Origin of the sequence: Alkalibaculum bacchi, assembly GCF_003317055.1 — a bacterium.
In the GTDB taxonomy this organism is placed as follows: Bacteria; Bacillota; Clostridia; order Eubacteriales; family Alkalibacteraceae; genus Alkalibaculum; species Alkalibaculum bacchi.
In genome coordinates this window covers 33,582-58,029 of the sequence record NZ_QNRX01000003.1, presented here as the reverse complement: position 1 = coordinate 58,029, position 24,448 = coordinate 33,582, and the positions used below count along the sequence as shown (strand labels likewise).

At 33.8% G+C, this 24,448-nt stretch carries 23 protein-coding genes; 20 read left to right on the top strand and 3 right to left on the bottom strand.

What is annotated here, in order from left to right; genetic code table 11:
• Positions 1-3: 3 nt before the first annotated feature.
• The 4 genes from DES36_RS02920 to DES36_RS02905 are packed head-to-tail and all read left to right on the top strand — an operon-like array spanning position 4 to position 4,218.
• On the top strand, positions 4-744 hold the full coding sequence (locus DES36_RS02920; protein ID WP_113919730.1) for a Stp1/IreP family PP2C-type Ser/Thr phosphatase: 741 nt from the start codon (positions 4-6) through the stop codon (positions 742-744).
• Complete coding sequence (pknB, locus tag DES36_RS02915; protein ID WP_113919729.1) at positions 741-2,681, top strand: Stk1 family PASTA domain-containing Ser/Thr kinase; 1,941 nt, start codon at positions 741-743, stop codon at positions 2,679-2,681. The genes DES36_RS02920 and pknB overlap by 4 nt, the downstream gene beginning before the upstream one ends.
• Before the next feature lie 14 nt (positions 2,682-2,695).
• Positions 2,696-3,568 (top strand): ribosome small subunit-dependent GTPase A, encoded by an 873-nt coding sequence (rsgA, locus tag DES36_RS02910; protein ID WP_113919728.1) that lies wholly within the window; start codon positions 2,696-2,698, stop codon positions 3,566-3,568.
• A gap of 8 nt (positions 3,569-3,576) precedes the next feature.
• Positions 3,577-4,218: a thiamine diphosphokinase gene (locus tag DES36_RS02905; RefSeq protein ID WP_113919727.1), complete on the top strand. Its 642-nt coding sequence runs from the start codon at positions 3,577-3,579 to the stop codon at positions 4,216-4,218.
• A 520-nt stretch (positions 4,219-4,738) separates the two neighbouring features.
• On the opposite strand, the gene rpmB is transcribed toward DES36_RS02905, so the two are convergent.
• Positions 4,739-4,930 carry a 50S ribosomal protein L28 gene (rpmB, locus tag DES36_RS02900; protein WP_113919726.1) on the bottom strand — a complete coding sequence of 64 codons (192 nt, stop codon included), beginning with the start codon at positions 4,928-4,930 and terminating at the stop codon, positions 4,739-4,741.
• Between the two features lie 229 nt (positions 4,931-5,159).
• Here rpmB and DES36_RS02895 point away from each other — a divergent pair, with 229 nt between their 5' ends.
• Genes DES36_RS02895 through DES36_RS02870 form a run of 6 tightly spaced genes read left to right on the top strand, consistent with a single transcriptional unit; the run spans position 5,160 to position 10,728 of the window.
• Complete coding sequence (locus DES36_RS02895; RefSeq protein ID WP_113919725.1) at positions 5,160-5,510, top strand: Asp23/Gls24 family envelope stress response protein; 351 nt, start codon at positions 5,160-5,162, stop codon at positions 5,508-5,510.
• An 11-nt stretch (positions 5,511-5,521) separates the two neighbouring features.
• Positions 5,522-7,144: a DAK2 domain-containing protein gene (locus DES36_RS02890; RefSeq protein WP_113919724.1), complete on the top strand. Its 1,623-nt coding sequence runs from the start codon at positions 5,522-5,524 to the stop codon at positions 7,142-7,144.
• 34 nt (positions 7,145-7,178) lie between these two features.
• On the top strand, positions 7,179-9,218 hold the full coding sequence (recG, locus tag DES36_RS02885) for an ATP-dependent DNA helicase RecG (protein ID WP_113919723.1): 2,040 nt from the start codon (positions 7,179-7,181) through the stop codon (positions 9,216-9,218).
• A 10-nt stretch (positions 9,219-9,228) separates the two neighbouring features.
• Positions 9,229-9,783: a 16S rRNA (guanine(966)-N(2))-methyltransferase RsmD gene (gene rsmD, locus DES36_RS02880; protein ID WP_113919722.1), complete on the top strand. Its 555-nt coding sequence runs from the start codon at positions 9,229-9,231 to the stop codon at positions 9,781-9,783.
• A 16-nt stretch (positions 9,784-9,799) separates the two neighbouring features.
• A complete protein-coding gene (gene coaD, locus DES36_RS02875; protein WP_113919721.1) occupies positions 9,800-10,288 on the top strand; it encodes a pantetheine-phosphate adenylyltransferase in 489 nt (162 codons plus the stop codon).
• Positions 10,285-10,728 (top strand): ATPase, encoded by a 444-nt coding sequence (locus tag DES36_RS02870; RefSeq protein ID WP_113919720.1) that lies wholly within the window; start codon positions 10,285-10,287, stop codon positions 10,726-10,728. The genes coaD and DES36_RS02870 overlap by 4 nt, the downstream gene beginning before the upstream one ends.
• 193 nt (positions 10,729-10,921) lie before the next feature.
• On the opposite strand, the gene DES36_RS02865 is transcribed toward DES36_RS02870, so the two are convergent.
• On the bottom strand, positions 10,922-12,064 hold the full coding sequence (locus DES36_RS02865; protein WP_113919719.1) for a hypothetical protein: 1,143 nt from the start codon (positions 12,062-12,064) through the stop codon (positions 10,922-10,924).
• A gap of 153 nt (positions 12,065-12,217) precedes the next feature.
• Positions 12,218-13,438, bottom strand: coding sequence for a nucleotidyltransferase (locus DES36_RS02860; protein WP_113919718.1), 1,221 nt, complete (start codon positions 13,436-13,438; stop codon positions 12,218-12,220).
• A gap of 142 nt (positions 13,439-13,580) precedes the next feature.
• Between DES36_RS02860 and DES36_RS02855 the strand changes: the two genes are divergently transcribed.
• From DES36_RS02855 to DES36_RS02810, 10 genes are all read left to right on the top strand, one after another.
• Entirely contained in the window at positions 13,581-14,777 is a 1,197-nt protein-coding gene (locus DES36_RS02855) for an acetate/propionate family kinase (protein WP_113919717.1), read from the top strand.
• An 83-nt stretch (positions 14,778-14,860) separates the two neighbouring features.
• Positions 14,861-15,331 carry a YceD family protein gene (locus tag DES36_RS02850; RefSeq protein ID WP_113919716.1) on the top strand — a complete coding sequence of 157 codons (471 nt, stop codon included), beginning with the start codon at positions 14,861-14,863 and terminating at the stop codon, positions 15,329-15,331.
• A gap of 11 nt (positions 15,332-15,342) precedes the next feature.
• Positions 15,343-15,516: a 50S ribosomal protein L32 gene (gene rpmF, locus DES36_RS02845; protein WP_113919715.1), complete on the top strand. Its 174-nt coding sequence runs from the start codon at positions 15,343-15,345 to the stop codon at positions 15,514-15,516.
• Between the two features lie 210 nt (positions 15,517-15,726).
• Positions 15,727-16,722, top strand: coding sequence for a phosphate acyltransferase PlsX (gene plsX / locus DES36_RS02840; protein ID WP_113919714.1), 996 nt, complete (start codon positions 15,727-15,729; stop codon positions 16,720-16,722).
• A gap of 35 nt (positions 16,723-16,757) precedes the next feature.
• Complete coding sequence (gene acpP, locus DES36_RS02835) at positions 16,758-16,985, top strand: acyl carrier protein (protein WP_113919713.1); 228 nt, start codon at positions 16,758-16,760, stop codon at positions 16,983-16,985.
• 136 nt (positions 16,986-17,121) lie between these two features.
• On the top strand, positions 17,122-17,814 hold the full coding sequence (rnc, locus tag DES36_RS02830) for a ribonuclease III (RefSeq protein WP_113919712.1): 693 nt from the start codon (positions 17,122-17,124) through the stop codon (positions 17,812-17,814).
• Positions 17,804-18,889, top strand: a complete 1,086-nt coding sequence (locus tag DES36_RS02825) for an elongator complex protein 3 (RefSeq protein WP_113919711.1) — start codon at positions 17,804-17,806, stop codon at positions 18,887-18,889. Before rnc ends, DES36_RS02825 begins: the two co-directional genes overlap by 11 nt.
• A gap of 422 nt (positions 18,890-19,311) precedes the next feature.
• Complete coding sequence (gene smc / locus DES36_RS02820; protein WP_170128151.1) at positions 19,312-22,884, top strand: chromosome segregation protein SMC; 3,573 nt, start codon at positions 19,312-19,314, stop codon at positions 22,882-22,884.
• The gene (gene ftsY / locus DES36_RS02815) at positions 22,884-23,792 is read left to right on the top strand and encodes a signal recognition particle-docking protein FtsY (RefSeq protein WP_113919709.1); all 909 of its coding nucleotides are present in this window, start codon (positions 22,884-22,886) and stop codon (positions 23,790-23,792) included. Before smc ends, ftsY begins: the two co-directional genes overlap by 1 nt.
• 296 nt (positions 23,793-24,088) lie before the next feature.
• Positions 24,089-24,430 carry a putative DNA-binding protein gene (locus tag DES36_RS02810; RefSeq protein ID WP_113919708.1) on the top strand — a complete coding sequence of 114 codons (342 nt, stop codon included), beginning with the start codon at positions 24,089-24,091 and terminating at the stop codon, positions 24,428-24,430.
• Positions 24,431-24,448 lie beyond the last annotated feature (18 nt).

Genomic DNA, 24,448 nt, shown 5'->3' with positions numbered 1-24,448 from the left:
ATAATGGACATTGGTTATAAAAGCCATATTGGCAATATGAGAGCCAAAAACCAAGATGCCTACCTCGTATTAGAGAAATCTAGTGCAAAAGTAATCATATTGGCTGTAGCAGATGGCCTTGGTGGACATAATGCAGGAGAAATTGCCAGCAGTACTTTAGTAAAAGAAATAAAAGATAAATTTGAAAATACCAATATAATAGATGAGGAACGAATTCAAGAGCAAGAGGTAATAGAAATTATTAAAGAAATCAACAAAATCATCTATGAAATGGGTAGTAATGATGTGAATTTGAGCAAAATGGGAACAACCCTTTGTTTATCCATTATAGCGAATCAACAAGTTCATATTTTTCATGTAGGAGACAGCAGAGCTTATATCATAAATGAAAAAGAAATTTTACAGCTTACTAGAGACCACTCTTTAGTTGAACAACTAATTTCTCAAGGAGAGATTTCTAGAGAAGAAGCGGAGACATATCCGAACAAAAATGTTATTACTAGGGCCATCGGTACAGATGAAGAAATTGAAGTAGATTATTATCAGTGCGAGTTGAAAAAGGGAGACACCATCTTGCTTTGTACAGACGGTCTTACCAATGAAGTAGAAGCTGAAGAGATAAAAGACATCATCAATAAGCACAATTGCGAAGAAGCAGTAGAGGTGTTGGTTCAAAAGGCAAATGAGTATGGCGGTCATGATAATATCACTGTAATAGTCTATAAACCGGAGGTGGTCTTATGACAGCTAAGCTATTAGGAAATCGATACGAGTTGATGGAAGTCATTGGCGTAGGTGGGATGGCTGTTGTATATAAGGCTAAGGATAAACTTCTTAATAGACTAGTTGCTGTTAAAATATTAAAAAGCGAATTTAATGATAATGAGCAATTTATCAATAAATTCAAAAGAGAATCCCAAGCTGCGGCAAGCCTCTCTCACAATAATATTGTAAATGTTTTTGATGTAGGAGTACAGGATAATAATCATTATATCGTAATGGAATACGTTAATGGAAAAACCTTAAAAGCTTATATTAAAGAGCAAGGGAAACTACCTTGGAAAGAAGCTTTGTTTTTGATTAAACAAATTGCTTTTGCTTTAGATCACGCTCATAAGAACAATATTATACACAGAGATATTAAACCTCATAATATCTTATTAAATGAAGATATGATACCAAAGGTAACGGATTTTGGAATTGCTAGAGCCATATCTAGTGCTACAGTAACTTTAGTGGAAGAAACTATGGGATCTGTGCATTATATATCACCAGAGCAGGCTAGAGGTGGTTTTGTAGATGCCAAATCAGACTTATATTCTTTAGGAATTGTCTTATATGAAATGCTTACAGGAGAGGTACCTTTTGACAGCGACAACTCTGTTTCTGTAGCCATTAAGCATATTCAAGAAGAAATTCGATTTCCAGAGGGTATTCAAGATGTGCCTGAAGGATTAATAGATATTGTTTACAAGCTCGTAAAAAAAAGCCCCATGGACCGTTATCATAATGCTAGAGAGTTAATAATAGATTTAATAACCATTCAAAATAATCCTACTACTAGGTTTATGGATGAGCCAGATTTATCTGATGAAACCAAAAAAACCCCCATCATTGGAGATGCACAATTAGAGGAGAATAAGCCTCAGAATATTAAGGAAACACCTAACAAAGAAAAGTTTAAATGGGGAAAGAAGCAACTAATGGCCATAGTATTGATTCCAATTATACTAGGGATTATGGTGTTTGTTTTGGTCAATGCTTTTGATGTAGAAGAAATCAAAGTTCCAGATTTAAGTAATCAAAATATGGAAGAAGCAATTGGCGTATTGCAAGAATATAATCTCGATTACAGATTAGAAAGAGAAAATAGTTCTAGTGTACCAATCGATCATGTAATCAAACAAGACCCTGTGGCAGGCACTATGTTAAAAGAAGGTCAAGAAGTAGTACTATATATTAGTGATGGAGTAAAACAAGTAAAACTACCTGATGTAACGAAGCAATATGAAGTAGAGGGAATACAGACCCTTGAAAACATGGGCTTCATAGTCAATGAAATAGAGCGAAAGTACAATGAGGATTACGAAAAAGGCATGATATACGAGCAATCCCCAGCTCCTGGAGCTTTACTGAAGGAAGGGGCAGAAATAAAGCTTTATGTCAGTCAGGGCAAAGACTCAGCAGTATTAGACGATCTTGTTGGAAAGACTATAGATGAAGCAAAAGAAATCCTCTTGTCAGAAGGTCTTACCTTAGGAAGCATCAAAGAGGAGGTCAGCAATAAATACGAAAAAAATATCGTCATAAACCAAGATCCGAAAGCTGGAGTAGAATTACAAAAAAAATCTGTCGTAAATCTTACTATCAGTAAAGGATTAGTAAAATCAAAATCAATTAGTATAAACATCGCGTCTTATTTATATGGTGCGGAGGATGAAGAAGATGATAATGAAGTTGAAGATGAGAATGGTAAAGGCAAAGATAAGGATAAAGAAGAGCCTCAGCAGGTGCGAGTAAAAGTATTTGTAATAGACGATAAGAATGTATCAACTCTTCAATACGAAAATGCGCATTTGTCCAATGAGACCATAACTGTAGAGCTTAAAGGTGTTGGCGTACAGTCTTATCAAGTCCAAATTAACAATACGATTTACAATGCTGAAAACATTAGTTTTTGAAAAAGAGGTAAAAGATGAAGGGAATTATTATTAAAGGTATTGGCGGATTTTATTATGTAAAAAGTGAAGACAAGATATATGAATGCAAGGCAAGGGGGATCTTTCGTAAAGATAAGCATAAACCGTATGTAGGTGATTATGTAGAGATTACCATAGATGAAAATGAAAAAGGCGCTATTGAGGAAATATACCCAAGAAAAAATATCTTAATACGCCCTCCTATTAGTAATATTACTCAAAATATTGTCGTATCTGCTGTAGTACAACCTGCTATAAACCTTCATTTCGTCAACAATATTTTAGTGTATTCAGAGCATCTGGATATTAAAAATGTCCTATGTTTTAATAAAAGCGAATTAATTAATGAGGAACAAAAAGAAGAAATTAAGGAACACTTTATTAATACCAATTATAAGATTCTTTTTACCAGTGTAAAAGAGCAAACAGGTTTACACGAGTTAAAAGACATGCTACGAGGTAATATTAATGTTTTTTCTGGAGCTTCAGGTGTGGGTAAGTCTTCTCTATTAAATAGCCTTATGCCTCAAAATAAAGCTGAAACAGGGGAAATTAGCAGTAAAATAGAGAGGGGAAAACACACAACTCGACATGTAGAGCTTTTTGAACTTGAAGAGAATACTTTTATTGCAGATACTCCAGGTTTTAGCAATATTAATGGAGCTCAAGAAATTGAGCTAGAAGAATTAATGGATTCTTTCCCTGAATTTTCAGATCTTTTAGGTCAATGTAAATTCAATTCTTGTGTTCATGATAGGGAACCAGATTGCGTTATTAAGGAAGCTGTTGAAAATCGTAAGATTGCTTCGTCTCGTTACTCAAGTTATATTGAAATGTTGCACTCAATAAAAGCAACGAAGAAATACTGAGGTAAAATATGAAAGCTTTAGTTATTGCAAATGGCAGTATTAAAAATGAAGAATTTTATCATTCTCATGTACTAAAAAATCGTTTTGATTTGATTATTTGTGCAGATGGGGGGGTAAAAAATGCCCTCCTTCTCAATTTGACCCCTGATGTAGCAATAGGGGATTTTGACTCTACAGAAGAATCCTTCTTACAGGATGTACAAGATAAAGGTGTAGAAATCATAAGATATCCTGTTGAAAAAGATGCTACAGATACGGAAATTGTCCTCGACTATCTAATAGATCATAACTACTCCCATATTACGATGATTGGTTGTCTTGGAGACCGAGTAGATCATAGTTTGGCAAATATTGCTTTACTAAAAAAGCTATTAGCTCAAAAGGTCTATGGACGGATTATTGATGAAAAAAATGAGATTTATCTCATCAATGATAAAATAGAACTTTACAACAAAAAAGGAAGTATATTATCTTTAATCCCCTTTTCTGAAGAGGTAGAAGGGGTTACAACAAATGGTTTATATTACCCACTAGATAATCATTGTATGACGAAGGCCAGTAGCTATGGAATCAGCAATATTATAGAAGAAGATTTTGCAAAAGTAGAAATTAAACATGGAGAATTATTGGTAATTATTTCTCGAGATTAAGAACATTTCACCGCTTTCTAAATACAATAAAGTAAAAGGGTATTGTATGGTGAAAAAGATGAGAATAAGTAAATGCTATATTAATTATATCGTATACTGCCTAGTAGCAGTACTGTTAATTTTGTTACTTCCAAATTGGGTATGGTACTTAATATTAATAAGTCTTATTGGTTTATTAGTATTTGTATTGTACAAACTTCACCTATTTGATAAGTTTTTGCGTTAACGAAACATGTAAGGTAATAGATAAATTGCATTTCGGCGATAATTGAATGAATAAACTAAGTAAAAGGGGAAGTCTGTAAATATTTTACATAGACTTCCCTTTTATTTTAAATGTAAAGTTAAAAGTGTAAATTATACCGTTATATTACTGTCTAACGATTGTTCTTTAATAGGAAAGTTCTATTTTGACCCTATAGAAATGCCTTAATGCTAGTGACTAGAGACTAGGGACTAAGAATTTTTGTATAAAAAAAGAAAATCTAAAAGATTTTCTTTTTTTAAATGATTTCTTTAATTACATAGCTCTTTGAACTTTATTAGATCTCAAACATCTTGTGCAAACTAAAACTCTCCTTGGAGAACCGTCAACCATTGCTCTAACTTTTTGTAAGTTTGGATTCCAAACTCTCTTTGTATGTTTAACAGAATGGCTTACTTGATTGCCTGCTACTGGACCTTTGCCACAAACATGACATACTTTAGACATATATCTTACCTCCTTATCCGTGCCTTACTTTCAAAGCACTATTATTATAGCACAAGGATTCATATAATATCAATAAAACATTTAAATCATTTCTTTACAATTTACTTAAAAAAAGATAAGCTATTTTAATGCAGTAGTGGAAATGTAGGTAAACCTTACTATACGTAATAACTTGAATAATATTGTAAATTAAATTAGAATATGATTAAAGGTTTAAGGAGGAGTTCGAATGATTGCGAAAATTTATAATGAATACGGCTGTATCAACATTTCAGAAAGTGTCATAGCGACAATAGCTGGCATGGCAGCAATGGAGTGCTATGGTTTAGTTGGCATGGCCTCTAAAAGAACTACAGATGGTTTTGTAGAACTTTTAAAGAAGGAAAACCTGAGAAAAGGCGTTAAAATCACACAAGCAGATAATAAGCTTATCATTGATTTATATGTTATAATCGAATACGGTGTGAAAATATCAGTAGTTGCAGAAAATATTATTGATAAAGTAAAGTATTATGTAGAAAAACAAACAGGCATTAAGATTGATAAAATCAATGTTATTGTAGAAAGCGTCAGGGTGTAAGGAGGATTACAATGCAAATTAAAGAAATAGATGGGAGTATGCTTAAAGCCATTGTCATCAATGGTGCGGCAAATCTAGAAAAGAACAAAAAAATTGTAGACGATTTAAATGTTTTTCCTGTTCCAGATGGAGATACGGGGACCAATATGTCTCTAACCATACAATATGCAGCAGATGAACTCAAAAGGACATCTGAACAGGATCTATCAAAAATAGCACAGATGGCTTCCAGTGGAGCATTGATGGGAGCTAGAGGAAACTCAGGAGTAATCCTTTCACAACTTTTTAGAGGTTTTGCAAAGGGCTGTGAAAACCGAAAAACCTTAAATACCTTTGGCTTAGCCAATGCGTTAAAAGAAGCATCTGCTATGTCCTATAAAGCTGTTATGAGACCTATTGAGGGGACGATTTTAACCGTTGCCCGTGAAATGGCTGAATTTGCGGTAGAAAATGCTAGCAAATACAAATATATGGACGAAATGTTGTTAGCAGTAATTGAACAAGGAAAAAGCGCCCTAGCCAATACACCAGAACAATTGCCAGTGCTTAAAGAGGCAGGCGTTGTGGATTCTGGTGGTAAGGGATTATTGTGCATTATCGAAGGTGCTTATGAAATTCTATCTGGGAAGTCCATCCCCATGGAAACAATAGATGAACTACCATCTACGAGTAAAATGTTTGAAGATCATATTATGTCTGCAGAAGAGATTACCTTTGGTTATTGTACGGAGTTTATCATATTAAGCGGAATAGAAGAATATTCTATAGAAAACACATTAAAAGAAAATTTGGCAGCAATAGGGGATTCTGTTATCGTTGTTGGAGACGAAGAAAAGATAAAAGTTCATGTTCATACAGACCAACCAGATAAAGCTTTAAACTGGGCTTTAGAAATAGGACCATTGACGAGAGTTAAAATTGACAATATGAGGGAACAAGTGGCTAATAATCCTTCCCAAAAGATAAAAGAAGAGGAAAAAGATTACGGCTTTATTAGCGTAGCCGCAGGAGATGGTCTTGAAGAATTATTCAAAAGCCTTGGAGTAGATGAAGTTATTGAAGGTGGTCAAACTATGAATCCAAGCACTCAAGACTTCTTAAATAAAATCGAACAAATTAATGCAAAGCATATCTTTATTTTTCCAAATAATAGCAATATACTCTTAGCTGCAAATCAAGCTAAGGAAATTAGCCAGGTGCCAGTCACCGTAATTTCAACTAAGAGCATACCACAAGGGATTTCTGCTCTTTTAGCTTTCAATTTAGAAGGAAATGTAGAAGAAAATACTGCACAAATGAATGAGGCTATTCAAGAGGTTAAGACTGGTCAAGTAACCTATGCTGTTCGCGACACCTCTTTTAATTCATTAGAAATTAAAAAAGATGATATTATTGGTATATTAGAAAAAGATATTACAGTCGTAGGTCAAAATGTTTTTGAGGTAACTCGAAACCTCATCGAGAATATGGTTGATAAGGACACGTCTCTTCTTTCTCTTTATTACGGCGCTGAAATAGAAGAAGAAGATGTTAATGATCTAATAGAAGAATTAGAAGAAAAATATTCTGATATTGATATAGAAGGCAATTACGGTGGACAAAGCTTATATTATTTTATACTATCAGTAGAATAAAACAGATAGAAATGAAAGAGTGGAAGGTTTTACGATGAATCTTAGAGATCCCATTATTAGCATAAAGGGAATAGGGAATACAAAAGAAAAATTATTTCATACTCTGGGAATCTATAAAATAGGGGATTTAATTGAATACTATCCTATTTCTTATGAGGATCGAACGAAATCCATATCTATAGAAGAGGCTATGGACAATCATAGGTCGCTAATAAAAGCTACAATAACAAGCAATCTGGTCACCCGCAAAATTAGGAGTAGTTTAAGTATAACAAAGGCAACAGCCCGGGATCATTCGGGAAATTTTCAAGTAGTATGGTATAATTCACCATATATAGGTCGAACGGTATTTGCAGGAAAAACCTACTATTTTTACGGCAAAGTAAACAAGTCCTTTCATAATATACAAATGGAAATGCCAGAGGTTTTTCAGCTAAATGCAGAAGATTTATTTAGTTTTATCCCAAAATACTCTTTGACAAAAGGCCTAACACATAAAGATATTCGAAAAGCGATCAAAAATGTGTTTGATAAAGGTATTACAGTAGAGGATTATCTATCTCAAGAACTTATAAATAAGTACAAGCTCATGGGTCTTAAAGAAGCTTATGAGAAAATTCATTACGCCAAAAATCGTGAAGATTTAACTAGAGCAAGGCATCGCTTGATATTTAATGAGTTTTTAGAGATTCAAATTGCTTTTCGTTCTATGAAAGAAGAGATAAATAATGATCCATTACCTTTTTTCCTAGACGATAATAGGATGAATCAAGTTCAGGAGTTATTAAATATTTTACCTTTTCAACTGACCTTATCTCAAAAGGAAGTCTTAGAGGAACTATATGAAGATATTCGTAGAAGTAAGCAGATTAATCGGTTAATCCAAGGTGATGTAGGAAGCGGAAAGACTATTATAGCAGTTATTATGTTATTTATATGTTTATTAAATGGATACCAAGGAGTCATGATGGTTCCTACTGCAATCTTGGCAGAGCAACATTACGAATACATAAGTAATTTATTTAGCAAATTAAATATAGGTGCAAGAGTAGGCCTTATGACAAAATTTAAGACCACAAAACAGCGGTTAGAGTATTTACATAAGATTGCTGCCGGAGAGTATAATCTTATAGTAGCTACTCATGGAGTACTCCAGGAAGATGTAGAATTTTCAAATCTAGGCCTAGTCATAACAGATGAACAGCATCGCTTTGGCGTTAGACAGAGAAAACAATTGTCAAATAAGGGTAAAGATCCTCATATCATCGTCATGAGTGCAACGCCTATACCACGAACTACTTCATTAGTTCTATACGGAGATTTGGAAGTTTCTACAATAAATGCTCTACCGGCGGGGAGAAAGCCCATAAAGACTTACAGCGTCAATACGAGTTACAGGTCCCGCATTTATAAAATGATCTTAAAAGAAATTTCAGACGGCAGACAAGCCTATATTTTATGTCCTAGTATTGAAATGAATGATCAGATGAATTCTGCAGAGGAAGTTTACGAAAAATGTAGAAATGGGGCTTTTAAGGATATACCTATAGGCCTCCTTCATGGTAAAATGAATAGTGAGGAAAAAGAAGAAGTCATGAGAGCTTTTTACGAAAACAAAATAAAGGTTCTCATTTGTACTACTGTCGTTGAGGTAGGCATTAATGTGCCCAATGCTACTATTATGTTAATTGAAAATGCGGAGAGATTTGGTCTTGCTCAGCTTCATCAATTGCGAGGGCGAGTAGGTAGAGGAGAGCATCAATCCCATTGCATTTTACTGACAGATAGCAAAAGTCAGAAGACGAAACAACGGATGGATGTACTCATTCAAAGCACGGATGGATTTTATATTTCCCAGAGAGATTTAGAACTTCGGGGACCAGGAGACTATTTTGGTTTTCGTCAGCATGGATTGCCAAGTTTTAAATTGGCTGATTTATCAAAACATCAGAGTATTTTACTAGAGGCTAATGAAATGGTCGAGTATATTTTACATTCAGCGGAGCAAGAATATATTAAGAAAAAGGTTTTGATTGCCTTTCAATATAAATTAGATCAAATCTCAATGAATTAATGGAGTAGATATGAGAGTAATTACTGGAACAGCAAAAGGAAAAAAGTTACTGACGCCTAAAGACGAAAGAGTTAGGCCTACAACAGATCGTATAAAAGAAACACTATTTAATATTATAAATCCATATATAAGAGATGCTGTAATAATTGATTGCTTTGCGGGCACTGGTGGTGTAGGCATTGAAGCCTTAAGCCGAGGTGCTAGACAAGCTTATTTTATAGATAATCATAGAGAAAGCATAAAGCTTATAAGAAAGAATCTTGAAATAGCTCGATTAGAAGAAAAAGGTGTCGTACTTCCTGTTGAAGCGTCTTCCGCTCTTACCTCTTTAGCAAATAAGAATGTAAAAGCAGATATTATTTTTATGGATCCACCCTATCATTTAAATATTATTAGTAGATTAGTCGAAATCATAAGTCAAAACAATCTTTTAGCTGAAGATGGAATTATTATTGCAGAACACGACAATAGGATTGAACTTAAAGATCAAATCGAACGATTCGCAAAAGTGGATCAACGAGTTTACGGAACTACGATCATGTCCTATTATAAAGAACAAACTTAAACGAGAAGGTGGATAAATGAAAGTAGCTGTATATCCAGGCAGCTTTGACCCCATTACCAATGGACATCTTGACATTATTGAACGTGGGTCAAAAATGGTTGAGAAACTAATCGTAGTAGTACTTGTAAATAAGAATAAAAATCCTATGTTTTCTTTGCAAGAAAAATTAGACTTGATTTCTAAATCTGTAGCACATTTGCCCAATGTAGAAGTAGATAGTTTTGAAGGTCTACTCGTAAATTATATGTGCAACAAAAAAATTAATATCATCATAAGAGGATTAAGAGCGATGTCTGACTTTGAAAATGAATTTCAGATGGCTTTAATGAATAAAAAATTATGCAATCATGTTGAAACCATATTTCTAGTTAGTAAAGTAGAGTACTCCTATTTGAGTTCTAGCGCGGTAAAAGAGTTAGCTATGTTTGATGGAGAAATGAAAGATTTGGTTCCTGAATATGTACATAAAAAAATTATCGATAAGGTTGAAAGGGGAAAGAGATGAAGATCATTTCATTGCTAAACGAATTAGAAAGAATTATACAAGAAGCATCTAGTTTGCCATTGTCATCAAAAGTAATGGTAAATCCTGAGCAAGTATTAGAAATCGTACAAGAAATTATGCATAATTTACCTGAAGACTTAAAAGAAGCTCAATATGTAAGGGAAGAGCGAAAGAAAATTCTAATTGAAGCTCAAAACGATGCAGAGAGAATTATAAATGATGCAGAATCTAAAATTAGAGATATGGTAGATGAAAATCAAATCACCCAATCTGCATACCTAGAAGCAGAAGAAATTCGAAAAAGAGCAGAAGAAATTTCTACAGAAATCAGGCAATCTACAAATGAGTATGCAGACAATATTCTGAGAAAAGTTCAAATGAATCTAAATAGCGTAATAGAGCAAATTGAAGAAAATCGAAATGAATTAAAAAGCAATTGATTTAAGCAACCAGCTACTAGCGTTCAGCGACCAGTTGCATGTATTCCTCTTGGGTCTTATGAGGTGTATATTTAAATCGCCTTTATACACAGGTCAATTTTTGACCTAAGAGACTTGACCCTAGAAGACTGATGGCTGGTGGCTGAATGCTGATGGCTAAAAATTAAAGCGCCGAGAGGGCGCTTTCACTTTTTTAGTCGCTGTTTTTTTTGCGGAAGGCCATGAGTAAAAGGGTGGTGATGGTGAGTACAACAATGGACTGAAAATAGTAGGCTGGATAGTTAAAGTGTTCAAAGGCTCTTCCTACATGGAAACTATTGTATACGCTTAATGCTGTTGGATAAAGTAGTTTATAACTTATGACGGCTATGATAGTAGAGAGGATAGACTGTGTTATTTTACCTAGTAAAAACCCAGTATATTTGATATCTGTTTCTACTAGAAAAGAATTGGTTTGCATGTGAATAGAAAAACCACTCCAAGCTGTGACTAGGGCAGTGATGGCTACTTTTGTTATTAAAGGATCACTGCACTTACTGATTCCATCGATACCTAATGTAATTTCAAATAAGCCATAAAATAAACCCTTAACTAATTCAGGGCTAAAATAAAAGACATTTAAATACTTATAAAAGAAGTTTGTAAATATATCTAAAATGTCTCTGGCATCGAGATAGTGAATCACTAAGTTAAAGAAGACCATATACCCACAAATTTTGATTACATTTTGCATGGAGTCTACAATTGCTGTGTTGATAATGTTTGAAACATTCTTTGTCTGGCACCTTTTAAAGGTATTGAGTGAGATGTCCTCCTTATACAATTTCTTTAGTAAAAGGGTGTTTAATATGCTCCCTAAATAATTAGCAATAAGTAATACAGGAATAATAGCAGCATTATCAAACATTTGTGTAGCGATGATTCCAATAATAAATGCTGGGCCTGTAGAGCTACACATAGCAAGTAGTTTATAGCTTTCTTCTAGAGAGGTTACATTTTCCTTTCTCAAATCAGCTATTAGTTTAGCTCCTAATGGATATCCGGAAATATAACCCATTACAATAGGCAAGATTCCGCTACCTGAAACATTAAAAATCTTATCCATAGGCTTGTTAAAAAAACGTTGAAAGATATAGGCTACATTTAATTGAAATAACATGCTACTAAAAATCATATAGGGAAATAAACTCGGCATAACATTGTAGAACCATAGCTCAATGCCTCCGATTACGGATGAAATGGCAAGTTCTGGATCTACAATCAGATTTGCTAACATAAAAACAGTAGCGAATATTAAAATAAAACTCGAATTAAATTTGATTTTTAATCTTATCATACATTATTCTATTATACTCATTTTAAAATTATTCGCTTGAAAAAGAGTCTTACATAACTATATTGCAATAATAGTACAGCACTATATACTTTAATCCATCAAGAATTCTATTGGTTTGCTTAAGCTCTTAAAACAAAAGTATCTACTGCACTCTTATATGATTTCTGGCTTTCTCCTATAGTCTTCATTAAGCTTTGATGGATTTGTCATAAGATAATAGTAGTTCGTAGATAAAACATCCTTTTTAATAGCATACTTTTGGATCTCGTTTAGAGACTTGATGTCTTTTGATAAATTTGTGATTATTGGTATACTGCTTTTTTCACGAATTTCACGGAGGATTTCTTTTCCTTTATCATTAAAGGCTAAAACTCTTAAATAAGGCACATAGTTAGAATTTTTAAAAACTTTATAAACATACTCCTCTTTGTGGTTCACTAGTTGGTTCATAAGAATTCTCTTGATTCTCGTTTTTGTGTATCTTTTGCTGATGATTTGATCGAGAAGTTCATCTATGGTACTAGATCCAATAGAAGCTTTTAAAATTCTATTTTCTAGTCCTTCTTTTACATCAAAAATGTCTTTTATATCTTCCTTAGAGGTTTTAAGCAAATCACCTACAATGAGAGTATAATAATGGTTTAAGAAATTGTAAATCATTGTTTTTTCGTATATAGACAATTGTTCTGTAGTCTCTTTTGGCAGTAAGTTTTCAATATTTTTTACGCTATTCGTCTTTTGAATTTGATTTCGAATATAAGTTGCCCCAGCATAATTGTTTACGGATTTTTCATGGTGATAACCTGCGTGGACCCTCTGAATGGCTATAGGCTTTATAGAACTTTTTAGAGAATAAAGCCACTTCATGTATTCAATCGCTAAAATATTATTAGGATTAGATAAAATATCACCTGAACCTTGCAAATAGGCTTCAACAGCGTATTGCCGCCCTTTGGGATAGGAAATCCCACTTTTTAACTGTTCTTTTAGAACTTCTTTATATTCTTGTGGTTCCTCTACCAATAGCTTGGCTACTTGAAAAATCTTGTTTAGATTAGGGTCTTCACATCCAAAACTTACTGCTTCCACTACATTTAAAGAATGTAAAGTACTAATAGCTCCATAAGCAAAGATTTCAGCGCTTTGACAGGAGTATACAAAAGGTAATTCTGCAACAAGGTCAAGTCCGTTTTTTACTGCAATTCGAGCGCGAATCCACTTGTCCACTAATGCTGGCTCCCCTCTTTGTAGAAAACTGCCACTCATAATGGCCATGGAGTGTGTAGCATGGCTTTTTTCTAGAGATTCCAATAAATGATGTTTGTGTCCGTTATGAAAAGGGTTATATTCGGCAATGATACTAAGTAGTCTCAAGAATTACACCTCTATCTTAATTGTAATATAAAAATAATAGCGTATATTTTTGTTTTTTTAAAGTAATTTTGTAGAAATTATGATAATTTATGATAAAATAATAAATGATGTATAAGAAATTTATAGTAGGAGATGTTAAATTATGAACATTTTAGTCATTAACTGTGGTAGTTCTTCATTGAAGTACCAACTTATTAACATGAACAACGAAGAAGTAATAGCAAAAGGTTTAGCAGAAAAGATCGGCTTAGAAGACTCCATTTTTAGTCATACTCCTGTAGGCAAAGACAAAGTAGTCAAAAACGGTAAATTAAATGATCATCAAGAAGCTTTAAATCTAGTAATGAAATCATTAGTAGATGAAAACTGTGGTGTAATCAAATCTCTTAATGAAATTGATGCCGTAGGTCATAGAATCGTTCATGGTGGCGAGTTTTATTCATCATCTGTTTTAATTGATGAAAAAGTAATTGAAGCTATCGAAAAATGCGTTGAACTTGCACCACTGCACAATCCAGCTAATATCTTAGGAATCACTGCATGTCAAGCTTTATTACCAGGTGTGCCTATGGTTGCGGTATTTGATACAGCTTTCCATCAAACAATGCCACAAGAAGCATATACCTATGCATTACCATATGAATATTACGAAAAATACAAAGTTAGAAAATATGGTTTCCATGGTACTTCTCACAAATATGTTTCTGGTAGAGCAGCTCATATTTTAGACAAGCCAATAGAAGAATTAAAGCTTGTTTCTTGCCATTTAGGTAATGGAGCTAGTTTAACAGCTGTTAAATATGGAGAGTCAGTTGATACTACAATGGGCTTTACTCCATTAGAAGGTTTAGCAATGGGAACAAGATGTGGAAACATTGACCCATCTATCGTAACTTTCTTACAAGATAAAGAAAACCTTACTGCACGTGACTTAGATACAATCATGAATAAAAAATCAGGTGTATTAGGTATTTCTGGTGTAAGTTCAGACTTTAGAGATATCGAAAATGCAGGCGAAGGTGGAAATGAAAGAGCAAAATTAGCATTAGCTGTATTCATTTACAAAGTAAAAACAGCTATTGGATCTTATGTAGCAGCTATGAACGGTGTTGATGCGATTATATTTACAGCAGGTTTAGGTGAAAATTCAGCTACAAGCAGAAAAGCTATATGTGAAGGTTTGACTTATTTAGGACTTGCAATCGACGATGACAAAAATGGAATGCGTGGCGAAGAAATCATAATTTCTACTCCAGAATCAAAGGTAAAAGTAATCGTTATTCCAACAGATGAAGAAATGGCTATAGCTAGAGATACCAAGGATATCATTGGCAAATAGTGCGGAAAATTAAATGAATTGATTCCCTTGACAAAGTATCACATTGAATATATAATTAACTCTGCGAGTTCAGAGGTGATTCTTTGATTATTAATATTTCACATCTTATAAAAGGGAATAATGACAAAATTGATATCAAAACTCAAATGTATCATCTTTTGCCCGAATCAAAAGATGATCCCATTGAGGTAGGAGGTATTCTTTACGTTGAGGATAATGTCCTTAAGGTAGATCTTCAAGTAAAGGTACAGGTACATCTTGTATGTTCCAGATGTATTGAGGAATTTATTTGTCCACTAAATTTACATCTACAGGAAAGTTATAATCTAGTGGAGGATCAAGGAATTTTGCAGAATGAAACGATAGATTTGACAGAACTGTTGAGAGAAAATATCTTACTTAATCTCCCCATAAAACCTTTGTGCACTGAAAATTGTAATGGTCTCTGTGCGGAATGTGGGACAAACTTAAATATTCTTTCTTGTAAGTGCAAGGAAGAACAGGTAGATCCTCGTTTGTCTGTTCTGAAAAATCTATTAAATGGGGACGAATAGGAGGTGTAGAAATGGCTGTACCAAAGAATAGAATATCAAAATCTAGAAGAGATAAGAGAAGAACTCACTACAAGCTGAGTATTCCAGGTATGAGTACATGCCCAAAATGTGGTGAAACTAAATTACCTCATAGAGTATGTAAATCTTGTGGAACGTATAAAGATAAGGGAATATTAGAAGTATAAAGAAGGCAGGGAATATTCTCTGCTTTTTTTAAATTGGTTAAAAACAGGTGGTAAGGTGGTAAGGTGGTAAGGTGGTAAGGTGGTAAGGTGGTAAGGTGGTAAGGTGGTAAGGAAAACCACCCTCGCCTAAAGGCGAGACGGTTTTCCTTTCAGCTTTCAGCTTTTGAGGTTTTTCCCGACCAACCGACCAACGAAGAGAGAGGTGAATATATGAATATCTATGTAGATGGAATGGGTGGAGATCATGCACCTGATGCTGTGGTAAAAGGCTGTGTTGATGCAAGCAAAGAATTTCAAAAGAAGATTACCATCATCGGCGATGAGGCGAAAATCCATGAGTTGCTTAAAAAAGAGGAGTATCGAAAAGACCTTATTGAAGTTATTCCATCTTCTGAGATTATAACTAATAATGAAGATCCTGCGTTGGCTATACGTAGAAAAAAGCAGTCGTCATTAGTTATAGGCTTAAGAAGAGTAAAGGAAGAAGAAGACTCTGTACTTGTTTCTGCTGGCAGCACTGGTGCTTTACTTGCTGGGGGAACCCTCTTAGTAGGAAGGATTAAGGGAATACAACGGCCAGCTCTAACTGTTATGTTGCCTACTAAAAAGGGGTTTGCACTTTTACTGGACTCAGGGGCAAATGTAGATTGTAAACCGGTTTACCTACAGCAATTTGCGATTATGGCCAGTATATATGCAGAGGATTTACTGGGAATAAAAAACCCAAAAGTTGCTCTGGCAAATATTGGAATCGAAGAAAAAAAGGGAAATGAACTAACGAAAGAATCTTATCAATTGCTAAAAGAAACAAATATCAATTTTGTTGGAAATGTAGAAGCTAGAGATATCCTCCAAGGCGATGTAGACATTATTGTATGTGATGGATTTGCTGGCAATATGATTTTAAAGGCCACAGAAGGTGTAGGGCAATTCTTAATGGATGCTTTAAAAGAAACGATTATGAGTTCAACTAGGGCGAAAATTGGTGGACTATTGTTAAAACCTGCTTTGAAGGAATTTAAGAAGAAAATGGATTACACCGAAGTAGGCGGAGCTCCGTTGCTAGGAATAAAAGGTGGAATCATTAAGGCCCACGGAAGTTCTAATGCAAAAGCCATTACTAGTGCAATAAAGCAAGCCATAAAATACCAAGAAGAAAAAATAACAATGAAAATCTCTAATAAAGTAGTTGAAATTAAGGAGTAAATCGTGTAATTTCTATATAGTAGGAGGTGTGAAAGATGGATGTCTTTGAAACAGTAAAAAAAATAATTCTTGATCAAATCGATATTGATGAGTCCTTTATCACATTAGAAGCAGACTTTATTGAAGACTTAGGAGCAGACTCTCTTGATTTAGCAGAAATGGTCATGTCATTTGAAGATGAATTTGATTTAGAAATAGAAGATGAAGAAATTGAGCAAATTAAGACAGTTGGAGACGTAGTAGAGTACTTCAAAAACAGGTAAAAGTCCTATATAGGGCTTTTATTTTCTATAAAAGCACTCAAAGCGGAAGCACGTTCAACCATTGTTAATCAAGGATAAATACGAGAATTCATGCACATAGTATAAATAGAAATATCTTATGAAATGGAGGGGAAATATGAAAGATGACAAAATTGAGATCGTAATAGATTATCATTTTAAAGATCAAAGCATATTGAAGAATGCTCTAACTCACAGTTCTTTTATTAATGATAAGAGTAAGCTGAAAAATAACGAGAGACTTGAGTTTCTTGGAGATGCAGTACTTGAATTAGTTGTCAGTCATTATTTGTATGAAAACTGCAATAATAGAGCAGAAGGTGAAATGACAAAGCTTAGGGCGAAAATCGTTTGTACGGATTCACTTGCCATGGCTGCATCAGATTTTCAATTGGGAAATTATATATATATGGGCAAGGGCGAAGAAAACACAGGAGGTCGGACTCGTAAGTCTATTCTAGCCAATACTTTTGAAGCCATTATTGGAGCGATATTCATTGATGGAGGTTTAGAAGAAGCAAGGAAGTTTATATTATGTAAATTAAAAAATAATATTGATGATTCCGTCAAAGGGAAGTTGGTATTTGATTATAAAACTAAATTGCAAGAGCATATTCAACAAAAAGCAGATAATGATATTGATTATGTAGTAATTAGCGAAGAAGGTCCTGAACACGATAAAATCTTTAATATTCAGCTGCTCTTAAATGGAAAAGTAATCGGTTCGGGAGCAGGAAGCAGTAAAAAAGAGGCAGAGCAACATGCGGCGTATAATGGTCTGATTTTTTTAGGAGAAGTACATGAAAAATAGAACAAAGGTCATATCTATTTTTATTCCTCACGAAGGCTGTCCTCATGACTGTGTTTTCTGCAATCAAAAGAAGATATCTGGTTCAATAAAATCACCTAGTATAGAAGAAATTAGAGATATTATTGAAGCATCTCTTTTGACTATAGATAGAAGTAAATACAGCATTATATTGGCCTTTTACGGAGGGAGTTTCACAGCCATACCCCAAACAAAACAAAAAATGTATCTTGAAATAGCTAGAGAATACAAACATAATAATAAGATTCAATATATACGTCTTTCTACAAGACCTGATTATATGGATGAAAATCAAGTCAATCTTCTTAAAGAGTATAAAGTAGACCATGTAGAACTAGGCATCCAGTCTACAAATCCAGCGGTATTAAATTGCGCTAAGCGCTATTACTCTATGAAAGATATTCAAATAGCTGTAAAAAACCTAATGAGAGTACAAATCGATTACGGTTTTCAGATTATGCCTGGTCTCCCTAAAGATACAAAGGACAAGTTTATTAAGACCTGCATAGATTTACTTCCACTTAAACCGAGTACTCTTCGAATTTACCCTACAGTTGTAATTGAAGGGACAGAAATGAAAGAGATGTTTGATGAGGGATTATATAAACCTTTGTCCTTAGAGGAAGCAGTAGAATGGACCATGATTGGATATATTCTCTTTAAACAAGTAGGAACAGATATCATTCGCATGGGTTTACATGCATCAGAATCACTACTCTATGAAGACAATATGATAGCAGGACCTTTTCACAGCGCTTTTGGCGAAATGGTAGAAAGTAGAATCTACTGGTATATGCTTAAAGAGTTGGTTGAAGAGCATGATTTACAAAACATTCAAATTCATATAAAAGCAAACCCAAAGGATTTCTCTAAAATTAGTGGAAACAAAGGCGAAAATAGAAAGAAATTAGAAAATGAATATAATATAAAATATAAATTTCTAGAAGACCGTAGTTTGATAGAAGATATAATCATTGAGCATGAGGACAAAAGTTATTTCTTAAATAAGAAAGAGTTTTGTGATAAAATGTATAGTTGGATAAAGTGTATAATTTAAAGTATAAGATGTAAGGTTTAAGATTTAAAGTGTAAGGTCGAAAGTTTATTATTATTTGAAATGATAGACATGCTGAGGGAAGTCGAAGTATCTCGCTTATAGAAATAGCTTAAGATATAAATAAAACGAGATCCTTCGACTTTACTTTGTTATTAAGGTGGTAAGGTGGTAAGGTGGTCAGGTGGTCAGGTGGTAAGCAAAATCACAATTCGCCTGTGGGCGAGTAATGGTTTTTCCGTTCAATCGACCAACCGGGAGTAATACCGGATTTGTCTTGCCCGAAGGGTGAGAGAAATCGAATAGTATTGCCCCTGCCAAGGTTGGCGAGGTTTGTAGCGACTAAAAGGAGCTACAAGCCCGCAACCTACGGCATATCAACGAACCAACCTTGAAAGCGCCAAAGGCGCCGAGGAGGTGATATTTTGCATTTAAAGAGATTAGAGATTTTTGGGTTTAAATCTTTTGCGGATAAAACAAATTTAGAATTTAAAAATGGGATTACTGCTATCGTTGGACCAAATGGAAGTGGGAAGAGCAATGTTTCTGATGCTATCAAGTGGGTATTAGGAGAGCAAAAAATAAAAACCCTTCGAGGCAGCAAGATGGAAGATGTGATTTTTTCTGGGACGGAAGCTCGAAAACCTTTAGGTGTTGCAGAGGTGTCTTTAATCATTGACAACCATTCTGGTTCATTTCCAATAGAATATAGTGAAATCAGTGTTACAAGAAGGCTTTATCGATCTGGAGAAAGCGAGTATTATATTAATAAATCTCCTTGTCGCCTAAAAGATGTTCTAGATTTATTTGCTGACACAGGTTTAGGCAAAGAAGGTTATTCTATTATTGGACAAGGTAAGATTGATCATATTGTCTCTAGCAACTCACAGGAACGAAGGCTATTAATTGAGGAAGCAGCTGGAATTGTAAAGTTTAAAAACAGGAAGTTAGAGTCACAGAGAAAACTAGAAAAGACTCAGGATAATCTATATCGCATAGGGGATATTATCCTTGAATTAGAAAAGCAAATTCCTACTTTAAAAAAGCAATCAGAGAAGGCCTTTTTATATCTTGAACTAAGGGAAAAGCTGAAAAGAGTAGAATTAAATCTCTTTGTACATCAAGTGGATGAGTTACAGAGAGTATTAAAAGAGCTAGAGCAGAATGCAAACCACATACAAGAGGAATTATCTAGGAAGAGTGAAGAGATATCCCTTAAAGATAAAGCTTATCAAAAACTCCGAGGCGAAGTAGAATTTATTGATGAAGAGCTTAAAAAAGTCAATGAACAGTACTTTGCCCTAAACGAGGCCCATCAAAAGAACAACACAGATGTTCAAATGTCTACGATAAAAATAGAGAACAATCAAGATAAGATTTCTTCCTTAGAGAGACTAAATAAGGAAACGGAAGAATTAAATCATACTTTGAATCAAAAGATAGAATCTATTAAGCTTAGTATTTCTTCTATTGATGGAGATCTTAAAGAGGAGAAAAATCAGATTCGTTCTTTACAAGAAGAAAAAAGTCAATACGAATTGCGGATAAGATCCCAACAACAGATTTATATAGAGAAAAAGGATTCCATTGACAAAACAGATAAGAAAATTTCTGATACGCTTAGTAAGCTTGCTCTTTTAGAAAATAAAGATCAATATACTTTAGATCACCTAGCAGATTTGCAGAGAAGAGTAGATGAATGCAGTATTTCTATCCAGGAAGCAAGTGTATCTATAGAAGAGGAAAAGAAAAAACAAGATAAACTTTCTGAAGATATAAACTCCTTAAAAAGGCAATACAAGGAGAAAAAAGAGCGCCTTGTTAAAGCTCAAGAGAAATCTCATGCATTATCTTCAGAGTTAAAATTCGATGAAAGCCAATATAATAAGCTTCATTCAAAGTATAATCTTATGAATAGCAATGAGGATTTTTTAGGCTATCAACACAGTGTAAAAAACCTCCTTAGGGAAAAAAAGAAAAACAAGTTTTTGTCAGAGCATCTACACGATGTGGTTGGGAATATTTTAGAAGTCCCTAAAAGATATGCTCTAGCCATTGAAACTTCACTTGGCAGTACAGTTCATCATCTTATTGTTGAAAATGAAAATGCAGCTCATGAATGTATTAAGATATTAAATACAAACAAATGGGGAAGGGCAACCTTTTTACCATTAAATATCGTAAAGGGTCAAGTTCTTAAATTAGAACCTAAAATTGTCTCTCACAAAGGTTTCATTGATTTGGGAAGCAATTTGATTGAGTTCGATAAAAAGTATAATAATATTGTCTATAATCTACTTGGAAAAGTCCTTATTGTAGAAGATATAACTGCAGCGAAAGAAATTAGTAAGCTTACTTTTTACAAGTACAAAATTGTAACCCTTAATGGAGAAATCTTTTTTCCTGGAGGAGCCATTGTAGGTGGAGTCCACAAAAATAAAACCACTAGTATTATACAGCGAAAACAAGAAGTAATGGATTTAGAATTTTCAATGAAAACTTTGCAGGAAAAAATAAAAAGCTGTGAAAAAGAAAATGATGGTCTAAAGGAGTTTGTAGAACAAGGAAATGTAGAAATCGCTTCTTTAGAGAAAAATCTAAATAGATTACATACAGAAGAAAAACTTGTAAAACAAATTTGTGAACAGCTAAATAGTAAAGTATGTAGTGAATTAAAAAATAAATCTTCACTACAAATTAAAATAGATGAAATTCACCATCAGAGAGCAAAGGAAGAAGAAAATATTGAAGATTTAAAAAAAATACTAGCATCTACTCAAATCGAAAAGGAATCTTTAGGAGATGTAAATCAATTTAAGGTAGATGATCAAATACAAGAAACGATTGATAAACTTGATGAAAAGATACTACAAATCAAGCTTTCTATAGCAAAAGCAGAAGAAAGGTACAATTATTATCAAACACAAAGAGAAGATTTTATCCATACTCTTGAGGAAAATACTCACAAAGTATTATTAAATAAAGAGGAAATGGATAAGTTAATACTTGATAACAAAGAGCTAGAAAAGATTATTGAAGAGGCCAATAGGCAAATAAATCAGTTGGAAAAAGCAAAAAGTCAGTTAAGAGAAAGTATGGAATCACATACAGAAGAAAAGAAAAACAAAAATCATCAGATTGACCATTTGCAGGAAAAGATCAAAGAACTAAACAAAGAAAACGTGCTCATTAACGAAAGCTATAATAAGATGGTCAACAAGGTGGAAAATAAAACGGCAGAACTAGAGCAACTTGAAAACAATATTTTTGAAGATTATCAAGTTAATTATGCTATGGCCAAAGAGTACTATTACGAGATTGAAAGCTTAAATGCCGAAATGAAGATTTTAAAGAGTTACAAAACTCAAATAAAAGATTTAGGTTCTGTAAATGTAGATTCAGTAGAACAATATAAGGAAGTCAAAGAGAGATATGAGTTTTTGACCTTACAAAGAGATGATTTGACGAAGGCAAAAGATTCTTTACATGAAATTATCGAGGAAATTACAGTTCATATGGAAGGCCAGTTTGTGGAGCAATTTGAGTTGATTAAGAAAGAGTTTGATTGTACCTTTACGAAACTTTTTAATGGAGGCACGGCAAAGCTTATTTTAGAAGATTCCAATAATATTATGGAAACAGGTATCGACATTGAAGTACAACCCCCAGGCAAAAAATTAAAAAATATAAGTCTTTTGTCAGGAGGAGAAAAATCTCTTACTGCTATTGCATTGTTATTTGCGATTATCAATATTAAACCTACCCCCTTTTGCATACTTGACGAAATCGATGCAGCTCTAGATGACAGCAATGTAGACAGGTTTTCAAAGTATCTTTATAATGTTTCAAAAGAAAATCAGTTTATTACCATTACTCATAGAAAAGGGACTATGGAAATAGCAGATAGATTATATGGAATATCTATGAATAAAGATGGCGTCTCAAAAATTGTCTCTGTCGAGATGAGCCATATATTAGAGAATGAGGTGAATGTATAATGGCAAAGGATGGATTTTTTTCAAAATTAAAAGAAAGTTTAGTAAAGACAAAAAATAATTTTTCAGGTAAGATAGATCAGTTGATTAATTACTCAGGAGTATATGATGATGATTTCTTTGAAGAGCTAGAAGAAATCTTAATATTAGCAGATTTAGGAGTAGAAACGACACAGGAAATTATCAAAAATACGAGAGAAAAAATAGCGAAAGAAAATCTTAAAAGTAAGGACTCTGTAAAGAATGCTATAAAAGAAATTATTGCAGAGATGATTAGCCATGAACAAGATACGAGCTATGAGTACCCTATGGTAATTTTAGTAGTTGGAGTCAATGGAGTAGGAAAGACTACGAGCATTGCTAAATTAGCAAATATCTTTAAAAAAGACGGCAAGAAGGTTTTATTAGCGGCAGGAGATACTTTTAGAGCTGCAGCAGTAGAACAAATTACCATTTGGGCAGAGCGATTAGGTGTAGATTTAATAAAAAATGATAATGGCGCAGACCCTGCAGCAGTAATTTTTGATGCGCTACAAGCAGGAAAAGCTAGGGGCTCTGATGTAGTGATCTGCGATACGGCTGGAAGGCTTCATAATAAAGATAATCTAATGAAGGAATTATCAAAAATTAACCGAGTAATTGAAAATGAAAAAGATTATTTTACTCAATATAATTTCTTAGTATTAGATTCTACTAGTGGAAACAATGCTGTGAATCAAGCGAAGGTATTCCATGAAGCTACGAAACTTGACGGTATTATATTAACGAAATTAGATGGCACATCAAAAGGCGGCATCGTCATCCCAATAAAAGTTCAACTAAACATCCCTATTCGCTATATTGGCGTAGGAGAGCAAATGGATGATCTGCAGGAGTTTGATGCAGGGAGCTTTGTGGAAGCATTGTTTTAAGGTGGTCAGGTGGCCAAATATGCGACCTACTTCGCAGTGAACAATGAATATAGAATAATGGATAATGAACAATTTAAAAGGGTAATAAAAGTCGCATATTTGTACTGTTTAATGTTCAATGTTTATTTTTCATTGTTCATTGAAGGTTTTTCCCGTCCAACCGTTCAACCTTGCATTTACTTATAAATTAGTGCATTCCGCTTTCAGCTAATATTTTTCTTGACAAGTTAAAAGAAAGTATTGTACAATAACACCTGTCAAGTAAAGAGCTTGACAGATGAAGTGTGGTGAGTTTCTTGGAAAAATTTATTGAGATGTCCATATTGTATGACTTTTATGGTGAATTGTTGAGCGAAAAGCAAAGAATAGTTGTGGACTGTTACTATAATGATAACTTTTCCCTAGGGGAAATTGCAGAAAAAGTGAATATCAGCCGTCAAGGAGTGTACGATTCCTTAAAGCGTGCAGAAGAATTGCTTCGAGAATACGATAGTAAATTAAAGCTTATGGAAAAATATAAAGTCAATAAAGAATTGCTAAAGAAGGCTATAGAAAATTTAAAACATTATGACGGGAATAAACCTGATATCCTTGATGAAGTAAAAGAGGATTTAGAACAGTTGCTCAAACAACTTTAATGGAGGATTTTTAAGAGT